Genomic DNA, 22351 nt, shown 5'->3' on the forward strand with positions numbered 1-22351 from the left:
GCGGGGCAGCGGGGTTTAGCCCATCTCCTCCAGCGCCTTGCCCTTGGTCTCCTTGACGTACCTGAGCACGAAGGGGATCGAGAGCGCGGCGAAGACCGCGTAGATGACGTACGTGCCCGACAGGTTCCAGTCCGCCAGGCTCGGGAAGCTGGCGGTAATGGCCCAGTTGGCGATCCACTGGGCGGCCGCGGCGACGCCGAGGGCGGCGGCGCGGATCTTGTTCGGGAACATCTCGCCGAGGAAGACCCACACCACCACGCCCCACGACAGGGCGAAGAAGAGCACGAAGACGTGGGCGGCGATCAGGGCCACGACGCCCTGGGTGTTGGGGAGCTTGCCGTCGACGAGGTGGGCGGAGAAGGCCCAGGCCTCGACGGCCAGCGCGATCGCCATGCCGATGGATCCGACCAGCGCGAGCGGCTTGCGGCCCACCCGGTCGACCAGGACCATCGCGATCACGGTGCCGATGATGTTGATGATCGACGTGGTGAACGAGTAGAGGAACGAGCTCGACGGGTCGATGCCGACGGACTGCCACAGCGTCGAGGAGTAGTAGAACGCGACGTTGATGCCGACGAGCTGCTGGAAGACCGAGAGGCCGATGCCGACCCAGACGATGGGCAGGAAGCCGAACTTGGAGCCGAGCAGGTCCTTGAAGGTCGACTTGTGCTCGGAGCGCATGGCGTGCTCGATCTCGGCGACGCGGGCGTCCAGGTCGACGTCCTTGCCCTCGACGTCGGCGAGGACCTTCTTGGCGTCGCTGTCGCGGCCGACCGAGATGAGGAAGCGCGGCGACTCGGGGATGGCGAAGGAGAGCAGGCCGTACAGGACGGCCGGGATCACCATGACGCCGAGCATGACCTGCCAGGCCTCGATGCCGATGATCTTGCCGCGCTGGTTGCCGCCGGCAGCGTTGAGGATGCCCCAGTTGACGAGCTGGGAGATCGCGATGCCGATGACGATGGCGGCCTGCTGGAAGGAGCCGAGCCGGCCGCGGTAGGCGGGCGGGGCGACCTCGGCGATGTAGGCGGGGCCGATGACCGAGGCCATGCCGATGGCGAAGCCGCCGATGATCCGCCAGAAGGCCAGGTCCCAGAGCGCGAAGGGCAGCGCGGAGCCGATGGCGCTGATGGTGAACAGCACCGCCGCGATCTGCATGCAGCGGATGCGCCCGATGCGGTCGGCGATCCGGCCCGCGGTGGCGGCGCCGATCGCGCAGCCGATCAGGGCGACGGCGATGACCTGGGCGAGCGTCCCCGAGCCGATGGAGTACCGGTCGCGGATCGCCTCTACGGCGCCGTTGATCACGGAACTGTCGTAGCCGAAGAGGAAGCCGCCCATCGCGGCCGCCGCCGTGATGAAGATGACATGGCCGAGGTGGTCCGGCGCGGTCTTGCCGCCTCCGGACGCCTGCGCCTGCGCGGTAGTGGTCACGTGTACTCCTGGAGCCGCCCCGCAGCGTCGCGGGGCGTGGGGGACTCCTTCAAGTGGCGCATAGCTTCCCGCCACCCACCACTTGAAGGTAAAAGCAACGTTGCAGAGACTATGCCTTCAAGTTTCGAAGTCAATACCTGCTTGGGTGTGAATTTACAGGCACGACATGCCGCCAATTGTTCAAGTCTTGAAGAAGTGCTGTCACGCTCGGCCGTCGTCCCAGGTCAGCGCAGTCGCTGGCTGATGACCTTGGAAACGCCGTCGCCCTGCATCGAGACGCCGTACAGGGCGTCGGCGACCTCCATGGTCCGCTTCTGGTGCGTGATCACGATCAGTTGCGAGGCCTCCTGGAGCTCCTGCATGATCCGGATCAGCCGCTGGAGGTTGGTGTCGTCGAGTGCCGCCTCGACCTCGTCCATCACGTAGAACGGGCTGGGCCTGGCCTTGAAGATGGAGACGAGCAGCGCCACGGCGGTCAGCGAGCGCTCTCCGCCCGACAGCAGCGAGAGCCGCTTGACCTTCTTGCCCGGCGGGCGCGCCTCGACGTCGACGCCGGTGGCGAGCATGTTGCCGGGGTCGGTCAGGATCAGCCGGCCCTCGCCGCCCGGGAAGAGCCGCGAGAACACGCCCTCGAACTCCCTGGCCGTGTCCCGGTAGGCCTCCGTGAAGACCTGCTCGACCCGCTCGTCCACCTCCTTCACGACGTGAAGGAGATCGGTGCGGGTCTTCTTGAGGTCCTCCAGCTGCTCGGAGAGGAACTTGTGGCGCTCCTCAAGCGCCGCGAACTCCTCCAGGGCGAGCGGGTTGACCTTGCCCAGCTGCTGATGGGCCCGTTCGGCGGCCCGCAGCCGCTTCTCCTGCTCGGCGCGCACATAGGGGACCGGCTGGTTGCGCGGGTGATGAGGATCATCCGGCAGTTCCTCTCCCTCGGCGGGCGGCGAGGGGGCCACCAGCTGGTCGGGCCCGTATTCGGCCACGAGTCCGGCCGGCTCGACCCCCAGCTCCTCCAGCGCCCTGGTCTCCAGCTGCTCGATCCGCAGCCGCTTCTCGGCACCGAGTACCTCGCCGCGGTGAACCGAATCCGTCAGCTTGTCGAGTTCCGCCTTGAGATCGCGCCCGGCGAGCCGGGCCGCGGTCAGCTCCTGCTCCCGCCCGGCCTTGGCGGCCTCGGCGCCGGCCCGCTCCCGCTCGGCCCGCGCCAGCGACACCTCGACGTGGGCGAGCAGGGTGCGGGCGCCGGACGCGACGGCCCCGGCCACCGCCGCCTCGTGGCGCAGCCGGGCGCGGCGCTTCTCGGCGCGGGCGCGCGCCTCGCGTTCGGCGCGGGCCCCGCGATCCAGCGCCTCGGCCCGCCCGGCGAGCGCCTTGACCCGCTCCTCGTGGGTACGGGCCTGGAGCCGGGCCTCCATTTCGGTCTGGCGGGCGTTGGCCCCGTCGGCCGCGAGCCGGTCCCGCACCGAGGTGTCGGGCTCCTCCTCGACCGGCATCTCCTGCGCCACGAGCAGCCGCTCGGCCAGTTCCTCGGCCTCCTCGGTGGCCTTCTCCAGGGCTTCCTGGGCGCGGGCGGCGGCCGCTTCGGTGCGCTCGGCCTCGCCGGCCGCGCCCCGGGCCTGCCCCGCGAGCCGCCCGAGCTGCTGGGCGACGGACGACTTCGCCTTCTCGGCGGCGCGCCGCCGCTCCCCCAACTCCTCTACTTGAACGGCCAGTTCACCGCGTCGCTGCTGCGCCGTGCGCTGCGCATCGCCGAGCTCCGCGCACCGCACGGCGAGCTCGGCGAGTTCGGCGGCTGCCTCGTCGACGGAGGCCTGCACCTCCAGGAGGCTGGGCGCCCCGGCCGATCCTCCGTGCGCGAAGTGCGCGCCGAGTACGTCACCGTCGGCGGTGACGGCGATCAGGTGGGGCTGCGCGTAGACGAGGTCCTCGGCGTCCTCCAGCGTGCCGACGACTACGACGCCGCGCAGCAGACGCCGCACGGCGGCCATCAGCTCATCGGGCCCGCGCACGAGATCGGCGGCCCGGGGCGGGGCGTCGCCGCGTCCAGGCACTCTGTCGTCTTCCGGCTCGGGGGCGCCGCTCACGAGGAGTGCGGCGCGGCCCGCGTCCTGTTTGCGGAGCAGGCGGATGGCCTCGGCGGCCGTCGAGGGGCCGCTCACCGCGAGTGCGTCGGCGGCGGCGCCCAGCGCGGCGGCGAGGGGCACCTCGTGGCCGGGGGTCACGGTGAGCAGTTCGGCGGCGGGGCCGAGCAGCCCGGTGAGCGCGTCGCGGGCACCGAGCAGCGCGCCCGTGCCGTCCTTGCGGCGCAGCCCGAGCGCCAGGGCGTCGTGCCGGGCGGCGACGGCGGCACGTTTTTGCTCGGCGGCGGTCGCCTCCTCGCGGGCGGCGCCGAGCGCGGCCTCGGCCTCCGCGAGCCCCCGTTTGGCGGTGTCATGCGCCTCGGCGAGCTCGTGGTCGTCCGCGTCGAGGCCGTCCACCTCGGCCTTGAGTTCCTCGTACTCCTCCTGGGCCAGGGCCGCGCGCTCCCTCGCCTCGTCGCGCGCCGCGGCCAGCCGGTCGATCTCGGCCTGTGCGGAACCCGCCCTGCTCCGCGCCGCGTTGACCTGACCGTGCAGCCGGGCCAGGCCCTCGCGCCGGTCGGCGATGGCCCGTGCCACATCCTTCAAACGGCGTTCCTCGGCGGCGAGTTCCCGCTCCAGGTCGGCGCGGTGGCGGGCGGTGTCCTCCAGGGCGTGCTCGGCCGCTTCGAGCGCGGCCTCCAGCTCGGCCTCCTGCTCGCGGATGCGGGCGGCCTCGCGCTCCATGTCCTCGGGGTCACGACCGCGCCGCTCCTCGGAGGGCTGCGCCCGCGCGCTCGTGACCCGTGCGTCGGCGAGCGAGATCGTGCCCCGTACCCGTTCGGCGAGCTGGGACAGCTCGTACCAGGTCTGCTGGGCCCGCTGGAGCCGGGGCGACAACTGCCGTACCTGGTCCTCCAGTTGGGCCTCGCGGTTCAGCGCCGCCTTGAGGTCGGCCGCCGCGCTCTCCTTGCGGCGCAGCAGCTCGGCCTCGTCGGCGATCTCGGCGCTGAGCGCTTCCCGCATCCGTACGAGATCGTCGGCGAGCAGCCGCAGCCGGGCATCTCGCAGGTCGGCCTGGATGACGGCGGCCCGGCGGGCGACCGCGGCCTGCCGGCCGAGCGGCTTGAGCTGGCGGCGCAGTTCGTCGGTGAGGTCCTGCACGCGGGCGAGGTTCGCCTTCATCGCGTCCAGCTTCCGCAGCGCCTTCTCCTTGCGCTTGCGGTGCTTGAGTACGCCCGCGGCCTCCTCGATGAAGGCCCGGCGCCCCATCGGATCGGCGTGCAGAACGGAGTCGAGCTGGCCCTGGCCGACGATGACGTGCATCTCGCGGCCGATGCCGGAGTCGGAGAGCAGCTCCTGGATGTCGAGCAGCCGGCAGGTGTCGCCGTTGATCTGGTATTCGCTGCCGCCGTTGCGGAACATGATCCGCGTGATGGTGACCTCGGCGTACTCGATGGGCAGTGCGCCGTCGGAGTTGTCGATGGTGAGGGACACTTCGGCGCGGCCGAGCGGCGGGCGGCCGGTGGTCCCGGCGAAGATGACGTCCTCCATCTTGCCGCCGCGCAGCGACTTGGCGCCCTGCTCCCCCATGACCCAGCTCAGCGCGTCCACGACGTTGGACTTGCCGGAGCCGTTGGGGCCCACCACGCAGGTGATGCCCGGCTCGAACTTCAGCGTGGTCGCGGACGCGAACGATTTGAATCCGCGCAGGGTGAGGGCCTTGAGGTGCACGCCGCCGGACTCTACCTCTCGCTTCGCTCCGACCGCCGGACCTCCCCGGCTCGGGCCTGCCACGGGGTTTTCGGCCGGTCACGCGGGGACGGCGCCCCGGAAAGACAAGTCGTTGACGGTTTCACCCAGGAAGGTGCAGGGCACATCAGACGGTGAGGAACGGCGACCGGCCCACGGCCCGCCGGATCGGTGACAAGGCGGAAAGAAAGAAGGGACGCCGGGGGCGTCCCTTGCAATACCTTGCAGGTGTTTGCGGATCTCTCGATCTCGACGAGAGCGACGGAAGCCTCTCTCACCCCGCGATCAGGTGAGTGCGGGTTCCGCCTGCGGGACGTCGATGTCGATGCCTTCGAGCAGCGAATCTCCGCGGTGCGAAGCGGCGGCAGCCGACAGCACGTCGTTCTCGGACTGAATCCGGTTCAGCTCGGACTCAAGGTCCTGGACGCGCTGCTGGAGCCGTCGCATCTCGGCGAGGAGTCGCGGGTCGGAACCGCCGACGTAACCGAGAAGCGCCTTTGCCATGATGGATGGTCCTCCACAATGAGTGACCGACCGAAGCGGTGTGGGTCGTGAGGGAATCGCACCCGCGGTGCTTGGACTTCACTGCGGTTCTCATGCCAAACAGCTAAGGTGCGCGGGGCTTCCAGAGTCTCACCAAAAAGTTTGACGGTCAACACGATCACGCCCCGTATCCATGGGCAATCCGGGGGCGCGCGGCCGCTGGAACGTGCGGCGCTGCCTCTTCTCGGAGCCCTGGGGGCGTGGAGATCATCCTTACCTCCGCAGCCTTCCACGCCGAGCGCGCGTTGGCAACAGGCAGATCGTTCGAGGTCAGCGCGGGGTTGCGAGCCGGACGCGGGGTGTCACCGCGGCCGGCTCCCGTTCGTATACGAGTGAGTGCTCAGCGGATCGCGAAGCTGTCGTAACCGCCCCGCACCGTGTCCCAGATCTCGGTCACACCGTCGACGCGCCCCGGTGTGTCGTCGGAGCGGAGCCACTCCAGCAGACGGTGGCAATTCTCACGCGGGCCCTCCGCGACGACCTGCACGCGCCCGTCGTCCAGATTGAGGGCGAACCCGGTGAGGCCACCGATTTCCAGCGCGTTTGCCCTGGTGAACCAGCGGAAGCCGACTTGTTGCACTTGCCCGCGCACCCAGGCCGTGAGTCGAACATCTCCGTGCGCATCTTCGTTCATAGGTGCACGCTAACCGGCCAATTGCTCACGTAGCACTTCGACCCCATGCGTCATGGCGTACAGTCGCGACGAAATGAGCCTCACCCGAATGGGTTAGTGCGCATTTGATCATCCGGGCCGATCACCGGCCCTCGCATTGCGACCAGGCATTGCCCAGGCATTGAGGAAGGCACAGCAGATGGGACGCCATCGACGCTCCGCCGCCGAACCCGCGCCCGCAGATCTCGCGGAGGGCTCGGACGGCCGGTCCCAGGGTGGATCACGCCGCAAGAAGCGGGCCTTCGTGCCCGTGCGTACCGGGCTGCTCGGCGTCTCCGCCGCGGTGGCGGTGGGCGCCGTGGCCGTCGCCTCGGGGCTGCTGCCCGGTGGCGGTACGTACAAGGTGAGCGGCGACACCATGGCCGGTGGCGAGCTCCACCCGAGCGGTACGCCCAATGTGCAGGCGCAGGGCGGTGAGTCGCAGAAGCCGAGCAGCGCGGCGCCGACGCCCAGCGCGACGGCCAAGGCCGCGCACCTGCCGTCGACCGCCCCCTCCCCCAGCGCTTCGGCCACGCCGCAGGCGCCGTCCTCCGCGCCGCCCGCCCCGCGCAAGCCCTCGACGCCCCCCGCGTCGAAACCGGCCGCCCGGCCCGTCGTGCCGCCGGTCGCGCCCTCGGCCGTCGTCCCCCAGCAGCGCGTGCAGGCGCCGTCGGCCGATGTGCCGTCCGCCGAGGTGCCGTCCGCCGAGGTGTCGGCCGCCGCCACGGTGGTGTCGCTGGTCAACCAGCAGCGGGCGCAGGTCGGCTGCATGCCGGTGCAGGCGGATGCCGCGCTGGCGTCGCTGGCCACCGCGTTCAGCGACGACATGGCGGCCCGCGGGTTCTTCGACCACACCGACCCGGACGGTAAGACGCCGTGGGATCGGGCGGCGAAGGCCGGCATCCAGGGTCTCGGCGGCGAGAACATCGCCCGCGGTCAGGCCGACGCCAAGGCCGTGATGGACGCCTGGATGAACAGTCCGGGCCACCGCGCGAACATCCTCAACTGCGAGTACAAGTCGCTGGGCGTCGGAGTCCACTTCGGCCCCGGCGGCCCCTGGTGGACGCAGGACTTCGGCTTTTGATCATTTGCCCGGACACCGCCCCGTCCGGGTAATCGTTCATTCCTGAACGCATACGCAACACTGCGGAACGCCTTTTGCTCGTACGCGCACGAAAGGGCCCCCTTCGTTACGAACGAAGGGGGCCCTTTCGTATGTGCGGAATCGGATCACGCGGCCGGTCAATCGCCCATCAGGCGCTGACGGCGGCCTTGCCCGCGACGAAAATGCGCGCGGTCTCGGCGATGCGGCGGCCCAGGTGCTCAGCGGTCGCTATGTCGGCCTTGTGGACGGCCTCGGGGCCTTGGTCGGCGTTGGTCTGGGCGCCCGCGCCCGAGAAGAAGCCGAGGCGGTTGAGGTCCTGCTCGGAGGCCGTGCTCGTATTCCAGCCCGGCTTCAGGCCGAGGTTGACCCAGTGCATGCCGTGCTGGGCGGCCAGCGTCTGGAAGAACTGAAGGGTGTGGCCCTTGTCGCCGCTCTTGGCGCCGGAGTTGGTGAAACCGGCAGCCAGCTTGTCCTGCCACGCGTCGCCGAACCAGCGCTTGGAGGTGGCCTCGGCGAAGACGTGGAAGGCGCCGGACGCGGTGCCCATGTAGGTGGGCGAGCCGAACACGACGGCGTCGGAGGCGTCGAGCAGATCCCACTCGGCGTCGGTGATGGTGTCCACAGCGATGACGTGGACGGTGGCGCCGGCCTCGGCGGCACCGTTGCGCACGGCCTCGGCGACGACGGCGGTGTGGCCGTATCCGGAGTGGTAGGCGATCGAGACGACGGGAGTGGTCACGGCAGGAATCTCCTCATGAGGACGGTCAAGCGGCGGGGCAGGCGCGGCGGCCGGTGTTCCGGCCTCGCGGCAGCTGCCCGCTGCGGCGCTGCACCCAGGTAAGCACTAACTTTTGGTTAGCGCAACCCTTGAGCTTGCGCTGTGCGGGAGTATCGTTGCGGCATGGCCGAGAACTCCTGTACCGCCGCTCTCATCGCCGCCGCCGACCTGCCGTTCGACGTGTTCTCCAAGAACTGCCCGTCCCGGGGCACGCTGGAGGACGTCACGGGGCGCTGGGGCAGCCTGACCCTGGGTGCTCTGTACGAGGGGAGCTTCCGGTTCAACGAGCTGCGTCGCCGGATCGACGGCGTGAGCGAGAAGATGCTCTCCCAGACGCTGCACTCCCTGGAGCGCGACGGACTCGTACACCGCGAGGCACAGCCGACGAACCCGCCGCGGGTCGACTACGAACTGACGCCGCTGGGCCAGGAGGTGGCCGAGCGGCTGCTGGCGCTCATCCACTTCGTGCAGGAGCGGATGCCCACGGTCCTCGCGGCGCAGCAGACCTACGACGTGGCACGCGGGACCCTCTGACACTTCGGGCAGAAGTAGCTGGAGCGGTTCATCCAGGGGCGCCTGCGCATCGGGGTCCCGCACCGTCGGCACGGCTCGCCCTCGCGTCCGTACGCGTCGAGTGAGCGCTCGAAGTATCCGGATTCGCCGTTGACGTTGACGTAGAGGCTGTCGAAGCTGGTGCCGCCGACGGCGAGCGCCGCGTTCATCACGTCCCGTGCGTGGCCCAGGAGTTCGGCCGCCTTGGGTCGGGTGAGAGTCGCGGTCGGGCGGTCGTAGTGCAGCCGGGCTCGCCAGAGTGCCTCGTCGGCGTAGATGTTGCCGACGCCGCTGATGAGCGATTGATCGAGCAGTGCTCGTTTGACCGTGGTGCGGCGCAGCCGGAGCGCGGCGAAGAAGAGCTCGTCGTCGAACTCGGGGTCCAGCGGGTCCCGGGCGATGTGCGCGATGACGTCGGGCAGCCCGTCGGGGGTGTTGTCGTGCAGCGAAAGGCCGCCGAATGTCCGCTGGTCGACGAAACGCAGCTCTGTGCCCGCCGCGTCCTGAAACCTGATCCGGATGCGCAGATGCTTCTCGTCGGGGGCGTCCTCCGGCTGGACGAGCAGCTGGCCGCTCATGCCGAGGTGGCCGAGTACGGAGGCGTCGGTGTCGGCGAGGGGCAGCCACAGGTACTTACCGCGCCGCCGCGCGATGCCGATCCGGTGGCCTTTGAGCCGCGCCGCGAAGTCCTCGCCGCCGGCGAGGTGGCGGCGCACGGCGCGCGGGTGCAGCACCTCGACGTCCGCCACGATGCGCCCGGCCACCCAGCGTTCGAGTCCGCGGCGGACCACTTCGACTTCAGGCAGCTCAGGCATGGGCGCAGAATACCCGTCGGCCCAGCGGGAGTTGTCGCGGACCCCGGTCGTGGGGGGGCCACGCCCGGCGGGAAAAGGCTGAGCCCCCGCCCGGCACCGGAGTGCGCTGGGCGGGGGCTCGAAGGAAGGGGGCGTCAGGCCGCCGATCCGCCGGCGGCGGGGGTCGGCGACCCGCCATCGGCCTCGACCACGACGGGGGCCTCGGCCGCCGTCTTGGCCCGCTCGTCGGCGGCGGCCCGAATGGCCCGCCATGCCGACTCCGCGGCCTGCTGCTCCGCTTCCTTCTTGCTGCGGCCGGTGCCGGTGCCGTACGAGACACCACCGACGCGGGCGGCAGCAGTGAAGGTCTTCTCGTGGTCAGGACCGGTTTCGGAGACCAGGTACTCGGGCACGCCGAGCCCTTCGGCCGCCGTCAGCTCCTGGAGACTGGTCTTCCAGTCCAGGCCGGCCCCGAGGTTCGAGGACTTCTCGATCAGGGGGTCGAACAGCTTGTGGACGAGCGCGGACGCCGCCCCAAGACCCTGGTCGAGATAGACCGCGCCGATCACCGCTTCAAGGGTGTCGGCGAGGATGGACGCCTTGTCCCGGCCGCCCGTGCCCTCTTCACCCCGGCCGAGCCGGATGAAGGAGCCGAGTTCGAGCCCGCGGCCCACCTCCGCGAGCGCACGAGAATTGACCACCGCGGCCCGGAGTTTGGCCAGTTGGCCTTCCGGGAGATCGGGGTGGGTGCGGTACAGCGTGTCGGTGACGACCAGACCGAGCACCGAGTCCCCGAGGAACTCGAGCCGCTCATTGGTCGGCAGACCGCCGTTCTCGTACGCGTACGAACGGTGGGTGAGCGCACGCACCAGAAGGGCGGACTCGAGCTGATACCCGAGCCGCCCTTCCAGAAGCGTGTGGGACGAGGCCGTGTTATTGTCCGCCTTTTTGGCGTTGGACTCAGACATCGGGCCTCTCACCAGCCGCTCAGACCTCGAGGACCTGGCGCTTGTTGTAGGTGCCGCAGCTCGGGCACGCGATGTGCTGGAGCTTCGGCTCATGGCAGCGCTCGCACGCAACCAGGGTGGGGACCGCAGCCTTCCACTGCGACCGGCGGTGGCGCGTGTTGCTGCGCGACATCTTCCGCTTCGGAACAGCCACGGCTACTTCTCCTGCTTCTCGGCGGCATCCTGCACGTCAGACGCAGTGCCGCTCATGTTGTCCTTCTCGCCGTCCTGGATGGTCCCGGCGAGTCCCTGCAGTGCCGCCCAACGAATGTCGACGGCGTCGTGGTGGTGGTCCGGGTCGTCCGCCAGGCGCGCTCCGCATTCGGAACACAGCCCGGGGCAGTCCTCCCGGCACACCGGCTGCATCGGCAGTGCGAGCACCACCGCATCACGCAGCAAAGGCTCGAGGTCGAACATGCCGTCCTCAAGCGGAATCATGTCCTCGTCGTCCTCGGCATCGTCGTCCGCGGCTGCCTTGCGGCGGCCCCGGTCGTCGGTGTCGGGGTACGAGAACATTTCCTGGAAGTCCACTTCAACGTCCTGCTGAAGCGGCTCCAGACACCTTACGCACTCCCCCTCGGCCGATGCACGGGCGGTGCCTGTGACAAGCACCCCTTCCATGACCGACTCCAGGCGGAGCTCGATTTCCACGGGCCTACCCTCGGGCACGTGGATGACCTCGGGGATCCCGAGTTCCCTCGGGGCTTCCACGGTGCGGGAGAGCCGCTGGAGCGCACCGGGACGCCGACCCAGCTCGTGTGTGTCGAACACGAGGGGATCGCGGTGGTCAAGGCGCGTGCTCAGGGCTCTTCCTGCTTTCGAGGTCGTGGAGTGGCTGCCACCGGCTTCGCAGAGCGAATCGGGCAGCTTGGATCGCGGACGTACGCGCGACCGAAGAGCCAGGATACTGGACCGGCCGCGATAGGCCCAATCCGGCCCGGATCCCCCCGGCCGCACACCCCCCGGCCGGATCCAGCGCCCGTAGCGCTACGGGCGTCCCTGCCCGTGGTCCTGCTCGTAGGCGCGGAGCTGGTCCAGGTTGATCATGCTGGTGTCGAACAGGCTGGTCTCGTCGAGCGCGGCCTGCTGCGGCTGGTGCTGGGGCTGCGGCGGCGCGTAGTGCTGCTGGGTCTGGTCGTAGGCGTACGGGTCCTGCTGGACGTAGCCGTACTGCTGTTCCTGCTGGGGCTGCTGTTGGTAGGCGTACGGGTCCTGCTGCGGCTGCTGGTAGCCGTACGGGTCGTAGACCTGGGGCTGCTGCTGGGCGGGGATGTGCGGCTCGGCCGCGAGGGCGTGGGCGGCGGCCGGGTCGGGCCCGGCGAGCTCGGCGAGGCCGGCCAGGTAGTCGGCGTCGCTGGTGTGCCGGCCCGGTTCGCCCGCCGCGTCCTGGGCGGCCATGTGGTCGGCGAGGTCGTCGGAGGCGGTCCGGCCGTGCAGCTTCTGGCGGCCGCGGCCGACCGCTTCGAGGGTCTTGGCGAGCACCGCCTCGAAGGCGCCCAGCTTGGCGTCGACGTATTCGTCGGCCCGGTGGATCAGCGTCTGCGGGTCGGAGCTGTACTCGGGGGCGTCCTCGTCCGTGCGGCCCTGCTCGTCCAGGCCGGGGCCGCGACCGAGCAGCTTCTCGCGGCCGCGGTCCACCGAGCCGATGGTCTTGGTGAGGACGACTTCGAAGTTCGCCAGCTTGGAGTCGACGTAGTCGTCGGCCTCGGCGCGGATCTCCTCCGCCTCCCGGCGGGCCTCGCCGAGGATCCGGTCGGCCTCGTCCTGGGACTGGCGGGCGACCGCGGTGTCGGAGATCAGCGTGCCGCGCTGGGCGTGCGCGGACTCGATGATCCGCTCGGCCTCCTGGCGGGCCTGCTCGACCATCTGCTCGCGGCCACCGATCAGCTCCTGGGCCTGGGCGAGCGAGCCGGGCAGGGCCTGGCGCACCTCTTCCAGCATCGCGAGCAGCTCGGCGCGGTTGACCACGCACGAGGCCGACATGGGCATGGACCGGGCGCTGCCGACCACCTCGACGATCTCGTCGAGCTTCTTCTGCACGTCCACCGGTGATCGCCACTCTTCTAACGGATTGGAGACGGACGGGACGACTGTAAGGCCAGTCGGCGCCCGCCCGACACCGGGTGACGGACTGTCAGCGCTTCACTTCTTGGCGAGCCGGGCGACCAGGGCTTCGTGGACGGTGGCGGGCAGCAGGTGGGAGACGTCTCCGCCCCAGGTCGCGACCTCCTTGACCAGCGAGGACGACAGGAAGCTGTACGTCGGGTTGGTGGGGACGAACAGGGTCTCCACGCCTGAGAGCCCGTTGTTCATCTGGGCCATCTGCAGCTCGTAGTCGAAGTCGCTGACGGCGCGCAGCCCCTTCACGATGGCGGGGATGTCGCGCTGCTTGCAGAAGTCCACGAGCAGGCCGTGGAAGGACTCGACCTCCACGTTGCCGAAGTCGGCGGTCACCTCACGGATCATCTCGATCCGCTCCTCGACGGTGAACAGGCCCTGCTTCGACTGGTTGATCATCACCGCGACGTGCACGACGTCGTACAGCCGGGAGGCGCGGGCGATGATGTCGAGATGTCCGTTGGTGATGGGGTCAAAGGACCCCGGACATACGGCGCGGCGCAACTGATGTCCCTCGCTCTCCGGTCCGGTCATGGGGTGTCTCCGGGTGCGTCTTGGCACGTGGAGGCGGCGCGACCGTACCAAAGCGTGCCCTCGCCGTAGCGACGGGCCCGCAGTGCTTCAAATCCTTCGGGCCATCCGAATTCCCCGCCTCTGGTGCTGCGCTCCACGGTGACGAGGCAGTCGTCCGCTAGCCAGCCCCCGCGGCGGAGTGTGAGCAGGATCTCGCGAAGATCGTCGTCGGTGACGGCGTACGGAGGGTCCAGGAACACCACGTCGTACGGGTCGGCCGGCGCCGGGCCTGTCACGATCTGTTCCGCTTTGCCGGTACGCACTTCGGCGCCCGGCAGCTTGAGCGCCGCCACGTTGTCGCGGACGGTGCGGGCCGCGCGGCCGTCGGCCTCGACCAGCAGGGCGTGCGCGGCGCCGCGCGAGAGCGCCTCCAGGCCCACGGCTCCGGAGCCCGCGTACAGATCGGCGATCCGGATGCCGTCGAGCGTGCCGAGCAGCGCCTCCCAGGTGGAGAAGAGGCCTTCGCGCGCCCGGTCGGAGGTGGGGCGGGTGCCGGTGCCCGGCGGTACGGCCAGGCGGCGTCCACCGGCCCGGCCGGCGATCACGCGGGTCATCTCAGTCCTTGTCCGTGTACGTACGTGAGTCTTGCTCCCCTCAGTCTGTCAGCCCTTGTCGAGGTACTGCTCGCGGTCCTTGTCGAGCAGTGCGTCCAGGGCGGTGCGCAGCCCCGGCAGCCGCTCCAGGTCCGGGTCGTCGGCGACGACCGTGACCGCCTCCTCGCGGGCGGCGGCGATGATCTCCTCGTCGTCGATGACGGTGAGCATCCGCAGCGAGGAGCGCACTCCGGACTGGGCCTGGCCGAGCACGTCGCCCTCGCGGCGCTGTTCGAGGTCGATGCGGGAGAGCTCGAAGCCGTCGAGTGTGGAGGCGACGGCGTCGAGCCGGGCGCGGGCGGCGGCCGCCTCCGGCATGTCGGTGACCAGCAGGCACAGGCCCGGCGCCGAGCCGCGGCCGACCCGGCCGCGCAGCTGGTGGAGCTGGGAGACGCCGAACCGGTCGGCGTCCATGATCACCATCGCGGTGGCGTTCGGCACGTTCACGCCGACCTCGATGACGGTGGTGGCGACCAGGACGTCCACCTCGCCCGCCGCGTACCGGCGCATCACGTCGTCCTTGTCGTCGGGCTGCATGCGCCCGTGCAGGATCTCGATGCGCAGGCCCTGGAGGGGGCCCCCGCGCAGCTGGTCGGCGATCTCGGTCACCGCGAGCGGCGGCCGCTTGTCGGCGGTCTCGGCCTCCTCCGCCTTCTTCCTGCCCTTGGCGGTCTTCGCCTCCTCCTCGTCGTCGCCGATGCGCGGGCACACCACGTACGCCTGGTGTCCCTTGTCGACCTCCTCGCGCACCCGCTCCCAGGCGCGGGCCAGGAAGTGGGGCTTGTCCTGGGCGGGGACGACATGGCTGGCGATGGGCGAGCGCCCGGCCGGGAGCTGGTCCAGGACCGAGGTCTCCAGGTCGCCGAAGACGGTCATGGCGACGGTGCGGGGAATGGGCGTGGCCGTCATGACGAGCAGGTGCGGGGGCTGCTTGCCCTTGCCGCGCAGGGCGTCGCGCTGCTCGACGCCGAAGCGGTGCTGCTCGTCCACCACGACCAGGCCCAGGTCGTGGAACTGCACCTTGTCCTCGATCAGGGCGTGCGTGCCGATGACGATGCCGGCCTCGCCGGTCACCAGGTCGAGCAGCGCCTGGCGCCGGGCGGGCATCCCCATGGAGCCGGTGAGCAGCACCACCTTGGTGCCCTGCTCGGACCCGCCGAGCATGCCGCCCTCGGCCAGCTCGCCCATCATCTCGGTGATGGAGCGGTGGTGTTGCTGGGCCAGTACTTCGGTGGGTGCCAGCATCGCGGCCTGCCCGCCCGAGTCGACGACGGCGAGCATCGCGCGCAGCGCGACCATCGTCTTGCCCGAACCGACCTCGCCCTGGAGGAGGCGGTGCATCGGGTGTTCGGTGGCGAGGTCGTCGAAGATCTCCCCGGACACCTTCCGCTGGCCTTCGGTGAGGGTGAAGGGCAGCTTGGCGTCGAAGGAGTCGAGCACGCCGCCGGGGGCCGGTTTCCTTGCCACGGCGGGGAGTTGGGTGTCGGCGAAGCGACGGCGGGCGAGCGCCACCTGGAGGACGAACGCCTCGTCCCACTTGAGTCGCCGGCGCGCGTCCTCGATGTCGGCCTTCGTCTGCGGCCGGTGGACCTTGAGCAGCGCCTCGGGCAGCGGGACGAAGCCGCGGCCTTCACGCAGGGTGGCCGGTAGCGGGTCGATGGCCTCCTGGGCGCTGGGCAGCACCGTGTCGACCGCCTTGGCGATCTTCCAGGACTCAAGTCCCTTGCAGGCGGGGTAGATCGGGATGAGGGCACCCGCCCAGGAGTCGATGTCGCTCTCGTCGTCCGCGTCGGCGCCCAGCTTCGCGTAGGTGGGGTGCGCGAGCTGGAGGCGGCGGTTGAACATCGACACCTTGCCGGCGAACATCGCCCGGCTGCCGGGCAGCAGCTCCTTGTGCGGCTTGTGGATGCCGCGCCCGAAGAACACCAGCTGGAGCCGGCCACTGCCGTCGGTGATGGTGATCTCCAGGCGCTGGCCACGGCCGCCGTTGAAGGTGTGCACCCGGGCGTCGGCGACCTGGGCGACGACGGTGACGTCCTCGTCCAGGGGCAGCTCGGCCAGCTTGGTGAGCTGGCCGCGCTCCTCGTACCGCCGCGGATAGTGGTGCAGCAGGTCACCGACCGTGTGCAGGTCGAGGTGCTCGGCCATCACCTTCGCGGTGGGTCCGCCGAGCAGCTTCTTCAGTGGTTCTTCGAGCGCAGGCACGCGATCCATTGCACACCACCGGACTGACAGCCCGCCAAAACCTGTGGATAACCGCTGGTCACACCCGCGCCGCCGACCCCGCAGCGCCGGTCGCCGGGGCCCGCCGCGCTCGGCCCGTGGCGAAGATGCTGCGCGCCCACCGGCCCGGGCCGGTTCGGCTACTCCACGCCGATCAGCAGTGGCACCGCCTGGTGGCCGCCCTCGTACACCACTGTGTCCACGGCCAGGTGGCTCTCGCGGACGTGGGACTCCAGGGTCGCGGCCAGGCCCGGCGGGGTGTCGGTGGCGAGGACCAGGGTGACGAGTTCGCCGCCCGCCGCGAGCATCCGGTCGAGCACGGTGCGGGCGGTGTGGGCGAGGTCGTGGCCGATGACCGCCACATCGCCGTCGATGAGGCCGAGGACGTCCCCGGCCTGGCAGATGCCGGCCGTCGTCCACGACTGCCGTTCGGCGACGGCGAGTTCGGCGTGCCGGGTGGCGCCGGCCGCCGAGGTCATCGCGACCACGTCCTCGTCGAAGCGCCGCTCGGGTGCGTGCACGGCGAGCGCGGCGATGCCCTGGACGGCGGACCGGGTCGGGATGAGCGCGACCCGGATGCCCTCCGCGCGCGCCTGCTCGACGGCGGCCGCGGCCGTGTGGCGCAACTCGGCGTCGTTCGGCAGCAGCACGACCTCGCGGGCGTGCGCGCGCCTGATCGCTTCGACCAGTTCGCCACTGGCCGGGGCCTCGCCGGGCCGGGCGAGCACGGTCGTCGCACCGGCCTCGGCACAGAGCCCGGCGAGGCCTTCGCCGGGTACGACGGCGACGACGGCCCGCTGGACCTGTTCCCTGGGCGGCGCGACGGTGGCCGGCTGCTCGAAGTGCGTGATCCGGATCCGGTGCGGGCGGCCCGCCTCGACCCCGGCCTCCACGGCCGCGCCCGCGTCGTCGACGTGTACGTGGACGTTCCACAGCCCGTCACCGCCGACCACCACCAGGCTGTCGCCGAGCCGGTCGAGCCGGTCCCGCAGCCGGTCCACGGCGGCGTCGTCCGCGTCCAGGAGGTAGATCACCTCGAAGGCGGGCCCCACCCCCGCAACCTCGGCCGCGCAGTCCTGCACGGGCACCGGCACCCGGGCTTCGTGCCGTACGACCGGGGCCTCGCCGGAGAGGGCCTCCACCAGGGCGCCGAGCACGGTGACCAGGCCGCGCCCGCCCGCGTCGACGACGCCCGCGCGGCCCAGGACGGCGAGCTGGGCGGGCGTCGCGTCCAGGGCGTCCCGGGCACCCGCGTACGCGGCCTGGGCCACCGCGGCTGCGTTCCCGCCGGCGTTCTCGCTCGCGTTCTCGGCGGCCTCGGCGGCCGCGGTGGCCACCGAGAGAACGGTGCCCTCGACGGGGTGGGCGACCGCCAGATAGGCGGCGGAGGCGGCCCTGCGCAGCGCCGGTGCGAGCTCCGCGTCGCCCTTCGCGACGACCTCGGCCATGCCCCGCAGGAGCTGGGCCAGGATCGTCCCCGAGTTCCCGCGGGCGCCGAGCAGCGCGCCGTGCGCCATGGCCCGTACGACGTCGGCGGTGTCCGGGACGCCCGCGTACACGGGGGGCTGGGGGTAGGCGGCGAACACCGCCTCGACCGCCTGGGCCGCAGACTCCATCGTCAGGTAGAGGTTGGTGCCGGTGTCCCCGTCCGCGACCGGATACACGTTGATCGCGTCGATCGCCTCACGGTCCCGGCCCAGCGCCTCGAGCGCCAGTGCGCACCAGCTGCGTACCGCGACGGCATCGAGGGTCTGCGGCACCTGGTGGTCCTCCTTGAGAGCCTGTGTGTGAACCCGCAGGGTAGACCCGGTGTGGGCCGGGGCCCGGGGCGGGGGCGGCCGGGACCGTGGTAGTTTCGTATCTCGGGAGCAGCCGTTGTATGCTGCTTCGGTTGCCCGACGAGAGTCGGGCCGATTCCCCCGGCAAGCCACTTCAGATATCTGATTCCGGTGCGCCGGTTTTCACTGTAAGTGCATTTAATGCATCTGAAGCTTTTGGAGTGACCCGTGGCTGCCAACTGCGACGTCTGCGGCAAGGGGCCGAGCTTCGGCAACAACATTTCGCACTCGCACCGCCGTACGTCTCGTCGCTGGAACCCGAACATCCAGCGCGTGCGTGCCGTGGTCGGTCGGACGCCGAAGCGGCTCAACGTCTGCACCTCGTGCATCAAGGCCGGCAAGGTCTCGCGCTAATTGCGACGTCTGTCGTAGCGCAGCCCCTGCGGTTGCCTTGAAAAGCCGGTCCACCTCGGTGGACCGGCTTTTTGCCGTACCCGCTACCTGAAGCGCCAGCCGTGGTCGACGGGGCCGATGCCCGCGCCCAGCGCGAATCCCGCGGCGATGGCGCCCGTGACGTACTCCTTGGCCGCCCGGACCGCCTCCGGGACCGTGCTGCCAAGCGCGAGGTACGAGGCGACGGCGGAGGCGAGCGTGCAGCCCGTGCCGTGGGTGTGCCGGTTGTCCAGGCGCGGCGCCCGCAGCCAGTGCTCCTCGGCGCCGTCGGTGAGCAGGTCGAGGGCGTCGCCGGGCAGGTGGCCGCCCTTGATGAGCGCCCACCGCGGTCCGAACTCCAAGATCGCCTGCGCGGCCCGCCGCATCCCGTCCTCGTCCTCGACGTGTACGCCGGTGAGCTGGGCCACCTCGTCCAGGTTGGGGGTGGCGACGGTCGCGGTCGGCAGCAGCCTGGTGCGTACGGCGTCGAGGGCTTCGGCGGCGAGCAGCGGGTCGCCGTGCTTGGAGACGCCCACCGGGTCCACGACGACGGGCGCGTCGGTCGCGGCGAGCAGGTCGGCCACGGCCTCCACCAGCGCCGCTGAGGACAACATGCCGGTCTTGACGGCCTGTACGCCGATGTCCTCGGCGACGGCCCGGTACTGGGCCCGCACCGCCTCGACCGGGAGTTCCCAGGCGCCCTGGACGCCGAGCGAGTTCTGGGCGGTCACGGCGGTGATCACGCTCATGCCGTGTACGCCGAGCGCCAGCATCGTCTTGAGGTCGGCCTGGATGCCCGCGCCGCCGCCGGAGTCGGATCCGGCGACGGTCAGCACGCGAGGGATCATGCGGGGTCGTCCCCGAAGTGGTCCCAGCCGCCCTTGCTGGTCCAGGGTGCGCCGTCCACGGTGACGGTGGGCAGCGCGGAGGGGTTGAGGACCTCGCCGATGACCTTCCAGCGGGCGGGCAGCTTCACGTCGGGCGGGAACGTCGCGACGATCGCGTGGTCCTCGCCCCCGGTGAGCACCCATTGCAGCGGGTCGACGCCGACGGCCTGGCCGATGTCGCTCATCTGCGTCGGGATGTCGATGAGGCCGGACCGCAGGTCGATGCGGACCTTGCTCGCCTCGGCGATGTGGCCGAGGTCGGCGACCAGACCGTCGCTGACGTCGGTCATGGCGGTGGCACCGAGCCCGGCGGCGGCGGGGCCCGCGTGGTACGGGGGCTCCGGACGGCGGTGGGCCTCGACGAAGGCGCGCGGTGAGCGGAACCCGCGCGACAGGACCGCGTAGCCCGCCGCCGACCAGCCGAGCCAGCCCGTCACCGCGACCACGTCGCCGGGCTGGGCGCCGGCCCGGGTCACCGGCTCGTGGTTGCGCAGGTCGCCGAGTGCGGTGATGGCGACGGTGATGGTGTCCCCGCGCACGACGTCGCCGCCGACCACGGCCGCGCCCGCGACCTGGCACTCGTCGCGGATGCCGTCCATCAGCTCGGTGGGCCAGGTGACCGGCAGTTCGGCCGGTACGACCAGGCCGAGCAGGATCGCGGTCGGCACGGCGCCCATGGCGGCGATGTCGGCCAGGTTCTGCGCGGCCGCCTTGCGGCCCACGTCGTACGCCGTCGACCAGTCGCGCCGGAAGTGCCGCCCCTCCAGGAGGATGTCCGTGCTGGCGACCACCCTGCGGTCGGGTGCGGTGACGACCGCGGCGTCGTCGCCGGGCCCCAGCCGTACCGCGGGGGTGGAGGTGAGCCGGGAGGTCAGCTCCCTGATGAGCCCGAATTCCCCCAACTCGCCCACAGTGCCTTTCACCGTGTCCCACCTCTCATTTTCGTACCCCCCGGGCCCCGGCCGGCTTGCGGTCGCGAGCGGTCCCGGCCGTGGGTACCGTCAACACATACGTCAACTTCATGTCCGTCTTCGCCTGTCGGTGTGAGCGGCCGGGCGCGCGGGTCTCCCCGTCGCGCGGGGCGACGCGGTACCGTGGCGTCTCTTTCTCTCCCCCACATGATCCTCGTGGCCGCCCTGGAGGTTCCGTGGTACAGGCGTACATCCTCATTCAGACCGAGGTGGGCAAGGCGTCGACAGTCGCCGAGGCCATCGGAAAGCTCACGGGGGTGATCCAGGCCGAAGACGTGACCGGACCGTACGACGTGATCGTGCGGGCGCAGGCCGAGACGGTTGACGAACTCGGTCGCATGGTGGTCGCCAAAGTCCAGCAAGTGGACGGCATCACCCGAACCCTGACCTGCCCGGTCGTTCATCTGTAGCCCCCGCTTACCCTGGGCCGGTGACTTTCTCTCGCCGCCGGCCGCTTCTCGTCCTGTCCGCGGTCGCCGTCCTGGCGGCCGCGGGCTGTTCTTCGTCCGACGCCACCGCGAAGGTGGCGGTTCCCACCCCGTCCGCGAAGGACGCGGCCGCCTGCGCGGCGCTGGACAAGCTTCTGCCCGACACCGTGGCCGGGCAGAAGCGGCACGACCCCACCCCAAAGTCGCCGCTGACGGCCCGGTGGGGGGACGGGGACGCGGAGATCGTACTGCGCTGCGGGATTCCGCGGGGTGACGAGATGAACGACCCCAAGTCCAACGGAGTTCAGGTGAACGGGGTCTGGTGGGTCGTGTTCCCGCGCTCCGAGGGCCCCCGGTTCGTCACCGCCTACCGGGAGCCCTACATCGAGCTCCTGACGGGGACGCGGTACGCGCACGACGCGTCCGTGCTCCAGGCGTTCGGCGCCCCCGTCGTCAAGGCCACCAAGAGCCTCTAGCGCAGCCCCGTCGGCCTGCGCAGCGCCGCCTGGAGGAGGCGGTCGACGAGCTCGGCGTAGTCGACGCCGCTCTCCTGCCACATCCGCGGGTACATCGAGATCGGCGTGAACCCCGGCATCGTGTTGATCTCGTTGATGACGAACTCGCCGTTGTCCTGGAGGAAGAAGTCCGCGCGGACCAGCCCCTCGCAGGACGCCGCCTCGAAGGCCTCGACGGCCAGGCGCCGCACCTCGGCGGTGGCTTCCTCGCCGATCGGGGCGGGCACGATCCCGGCCGCCGAGTCGATGTACTTGGCCTCGAAGTCGTAGAAGTCGTGGGCGGTCACCGGCGGGATCTCGGCGGGCACGCTGGCTCGCGGTCCGTCCTCGAACTCCAGCACCCCGCACTCGATCTCGCGGCCGCGCAGCAGCGACTCGACGAGGAACTTGGGGTCGTGGCGGCGGGCCTCGGCGATCGCCTCGTCCAGGCCGTCGAAGGAGTCCACCTTGGTGATGCCGAACGAGGAGCCGGCCCGGGACGGCTTGATGAACAGCGGCCAGCCGTGCTCGCCTGCGAAGTCCGCGATCCGCTGGCGGGCGCTCTTCTCGTCCTGCTCCCACTCGCGCGGGCGCACCACGAGGTAGGGCCCCACGGGCAGCCCGAAGGAGGTGAAGACGCGCTTCATGTACTCCTTGTCCTGGCCGACGGCCGAGGCGAGCACGCCCGCACCGACGTAGGGGATGCCGGAGAGCTCCAGGAGGCCCTGGAGGGTGCCGTCCTCGCCGTAGGGGCCGTGCAGCACGGGGAAGACCACGTCGACCTCGCCCAGTGCCTTGGGCACCGTTCCGGGCTCGCTGTAGACGACTTCGCGGCTGGCCGGGTCCACGGGGAGGATCACGCCGCCCTCGGAGGACTCGGCGAGGTCCTCGACGCTGGGCGTGCGGCGGTCGGTGATCGCCATCCGCTCGGGTTCGTCGGCGGTGAGCGCCCAGCGGCCGTCCGTCGTGATGCCGATGGGCAGCACGTCGTACTTCGTACGGTCGATGGCGCGCAGCACGGCACCGGCGGTGACGACCGAGATGCCGTGTTCGGAGCTGCGGCCGCCGAACACTACGGCCACCCGCGGCTTGCGGAGCTGCTTCTCAGGGCTCTGGGGGAGGTTCTCGCTGCTCATATCGCGTTGAGAGTACCCGTTCGAAGCCCCGCGGCCACTGCCGCGGGGCC

22 protein-coding genes are annotated in these 22351 nt (G+C 70.8%); 5 read left to right on the forward strand and 17 right to left on the reverse strand.

The annotated features are described in order from the left end of the window. Window positions 1-15: 15 nt before the first annotated feature. From OG522_RS11090 to OG522_RS11105, 4 genes are all read right to left on the reverse strand, one after another. Complete coding sequence (locus tag OG522_RS11090; RefSeq protein WP_329462797.1) at window positions 16-1434, reverse strand: sugar porter family MFS transporter; 1419 nt, start codon at window positions 1432-1434, stop codon at window positions 16-18. A gap of 224 nt (window positions 1435-1658) precedes the next feature. Continuing rightward, on the reverse strand, window positions 1659-5219 hold the full coding sequence (smc, locus tag OG522_RS11095) for a chromosome segregation protein SMC (RefSeq protein ID WP_329462798.1): 3561 nt from the start codon (window positions 5217-5219) through the stop codon (window positions 1659-1661). A 303-nt stretch (window positions 5220-5522) separates the two neighbouring features. Further along, window positions 5523-5741 carry a hypothetical protein gene (locus OG522_RS11100; protein ID WP_053727915.1) on the reverse strand — a complete coding sequence of 73 codons (219 nt, stop codon included), beginning with the start codon at window positions 5739-5741 and terminating at the stop codon, window positions 5523-5525. A gap of 379 nt (window positions 5742-6120) precedes the next feature. Next, window positions 6121-6414: an acylphosphatase gene (locus OG522_RS11105; RefSeq protein WP_329462799.1), complete on the reverse strand. Its 294-nt coding sequence runs from the start codon at window positions 6412-6414 to the stop codon at window positions 6121-6123. A gap of 178 nt (window positions 6415-6592) precedes the next feature. On the opposite strand from OG522_RS11105, the gene OG522_RS11110 reads away from it, so the two are divergent. Next, the gene (locus tag OG522_RS11110) at window positions 6593-7516 is read left to right on the forward strand and encodes a CAP domain-containing protein (protein ID WP_329462800.1); all 924 of its coding nucleotides are present in this window, start codon (window positions 6593-6595) and stop codon (window positions 7514-7516) included. A 169-nt stretch (window positions 7517-7685) separates the two neighbouring features. Here OG522_RS11110 and OG522_RS11115 read toward each other — a convergent pair whose 3' ends face one another. Next, complete coding sequence (locus tag OG522_RS11115; RefSeq protein WP_329462801.1) at window positions 7686-8276, reverse strand: flavodoxin family protein; 591 nt, start codon at window positions 8274-8276, stop codon at window positions 7686-7688. A gap of 162 nt (window positions 8277-8438) precedes the next feature. Here OG522_RS11115 and OG522_RS11120 point away from each other — a divergent pair, with 162 nt between their 5' ends. Beyond that, the gene (locus OG522_RS11120; protein ID WP_329462802.1) at window positions 8439-8849 is read left to right on the forward strand and encodes a winged helix-turn-helix transcriptional regulator; all 411 of its coding nucleotides are present in this window, start codon (window positions 8439-8441) and stop codon (window positions 8847-8849) included. On the opposite strand, the gene mutM is transcribed toward OG522_RS11120, so the two are convergent. From mutM to OG522_RS11165, 9 genes are all read right to left on the reverse strand, one after another. Beyond that, complete coding sequence (gene mutM / locus OG522_RS11125) at window positions 8822-9682, reverse strand: bifunctional DNA-formamidopyrimidine glycosylase/DNA-(apurinic or apyrimidinic site) lyase (protein WP_329462804.1); 861 nt, start codon at window positions 9680-9682, stop codon at window positions 8822-8824. The two genes, OG522_RS11120 and mutM, sit on opposite strands and share 28 nt — an antisense overlap. Window positions 9683-9816: 134 nt before the next feature. After that, window positions 9817-10629 (reverse strand): ribonuclease III, encoded by an 813-nt coding sequence (gene rnc / locus OG522_RS11130; protein WP_329462805.1) that lies wholly within the window; start codon window positions 10627-10629, stop codon window positions 9817-9819. Window positions 10630-10648: 19 nt separating this feature from the next. Next, window positions 10649-10822 (reverse strand): 50S ribosomal protein L32, encoded by a 174-nt coding sequence (gene rpmF, locus OG522_RS11135; RefSeq protein WP_007493396.1) that lies wholly within the window; start codon window positions 10820-10822, stop codon window positions 10649-10651. 2 nt (window positions 10823-10824) lie between these two features. Next, a complete protein-coding gene (locus tag OG522_RS11140) occupies window positions 10825-11472 on the reverse strand; it encodes a YceD family protein (protein WP_329467541.1) in 648 nt (215 codons plus the stop codon). Window positions 11473-11655: 183 nt separating this feature from the next. Then, entirely contained in the window at window positions 11656-12714 is a 1059-nt protein-coding gene (locus OG522_RS11145) for an ATP synthase F0 subunit B (RefSeq protein ID WP_329462806.1), read from the reverse strand. A gap of 96 nt (window positions 12715-12810) precedes the next feature. Continuing rightward, on the reverse strand, window positions 12811-13290 hold the full coding sequence (gene coaD, locus OG522_RS11150) for a pantetheine-phosphate adenylyltransferase (protein ID WP_329467542.1): 480 nt from the start codon (window positions 13288-13290) through the stop codon (window positions 12811-12813). A 26-nt stretch (window positions 13291-13316) separates the two neighbouring features. Then, window positions 13317-13913 (reverse strand): 16S rRNA (guanine(966)-N(2))-methyltransferase RsmD, encoded by a 597-nt coding sequence (gene rsmD / locus OG522_RS11155; protein ID WP_329462807.1) that lies wholly within the window; start codon window positions 13911-13913, stop codon window positions 13317-13319. Between the two features lie 48 nt (window positions 13914-13961). Continuing rightward, a complete protein-coding gene (recG, locus tag OG522_RS11160; RefSeq protein ID WP_329462808.1) occupies window positions 13962-16166 on the reverse strand; it encodes an ATP-dependent DNA helicase RecG in 2205 nt (734 codons plus the stop codon). Between the two features lie 149 nt (window positions 16167-16315). Further along, a complete protein-coding gene (locus OG522_RS11165) occupies window positions 16316-17935 on the reverse strand; it encodes a DAK2 domain-containing protein (protein WP_329462809.1) in 1620 nt (539 codons plus the stop codon). A 246-nt stretch (window positions 17936-18181) separates the two neighbouring features. Here OG522_RS11165 and rpmB point away from each other — a divergent pair, with 246 nt between their 5' ends. Then, complete coding sequence (rpmB, locus tag OG522_RS11170; protein ID WP_003951095.1) at window positions 18182-18367, forward strand: 50S ribosomal protein L28; 186 nt, start codon at window positions 18182-18184, stop codon at window positions 18365-18367. A gap of 83 nt (window positions 18368-18450) precedes the next feature. On the opposite strand, the gene thiD is transcribed toward rpmB, so the two are convergent. Both thiD and OG522_RS11180 read right to left on the reverse strand, forming a co-directional pair. Beyond that, window positions 18451-19233: a bifunctional hydroxymethylpyrimidine kinase/phosphomethylpyrimidine kinase gene (gene thiD / locus OG522_RS11175; RefSeq protein ID WP_329462810.1), complete on the reverse strand. Its 783-nt coding sequence runs from the start codon at window positions 19231-19233 to the stop codon at window positions 18451-18453. Beyond that, window positions 19230-20195: a thiamine-phosphate kinase gene (locus OG522_RS11180; RefSeq protein ID WP_329462811.1), complete on the reverse strand. Its 966-nt coding sequence runs from the start codon at window positions 20193-20195 to the stop codon at window positions 19230-19232. The genes thiD and OG522_RS11180 overlap by 4 nt, the downstream gene beginning before the upstream one ends. Window positions 20196-20419: 224 nt before the next feature. Here OG522_RS11180 and OG522_RS11185 point away from each other — a divergent pair, with 224 nt between their 5' ends. Together OG522_RS11185 and OG522_RS11190 are read left to right on the forward strand one after the other, a co-directional pair. Next, window positions 20420-20653 (forward strand): Lrp/AsnC ligand binding domain-containing protein, encoded by a 234-nt coding sequence (locus OG522_RS11185; protein ID WP_329462812.1) that lies wholly within the window; start codon window positions 20420-20422, stop codon window positions 20651-20653. A gap of 20 nt (window positions 20654-20673) precedes the next feature. After that, a complete protein-coding gene (locus OG522_RS11190) occupies window positions 20674-21147 on the forward strand; it encodes a DUF3515 family protein (protein ID WP_329462813.1) in 474 nt (157 codons plus the stop codon). Here the strand turns inward: OG522_RS11190 and OG522_RS11195 are convergent. Next, window positions 21144-22301, reverse strand: coding sequence for a D-alanine--D-alanine ligase family protein (locus OG522_RS11195; RefSeq protein ID WP_329462814.1), 1158 nt, complete (start codon window positions 22299-22301; stop codon window positions 21144-21146). The two genes, OG522_RS11190 and OG522_RS11195, sit on opposite strands and share 4 nt — an antisense overlap. Between the last annotated feature and the right edge of the window lie 50 nt (window positions 22302-22351).

Origin of the sequence: Streptomyces sp. NBC_01431, assembly GCF_036231355.1 — a bacterium.
In the GTDB taxonomy this organism is placed as follows: domain Bacteria; phylum Actinomycetota; class Actinomycetes; order Streptomycetales; family Streptomycetaceae; genus Streptomyces.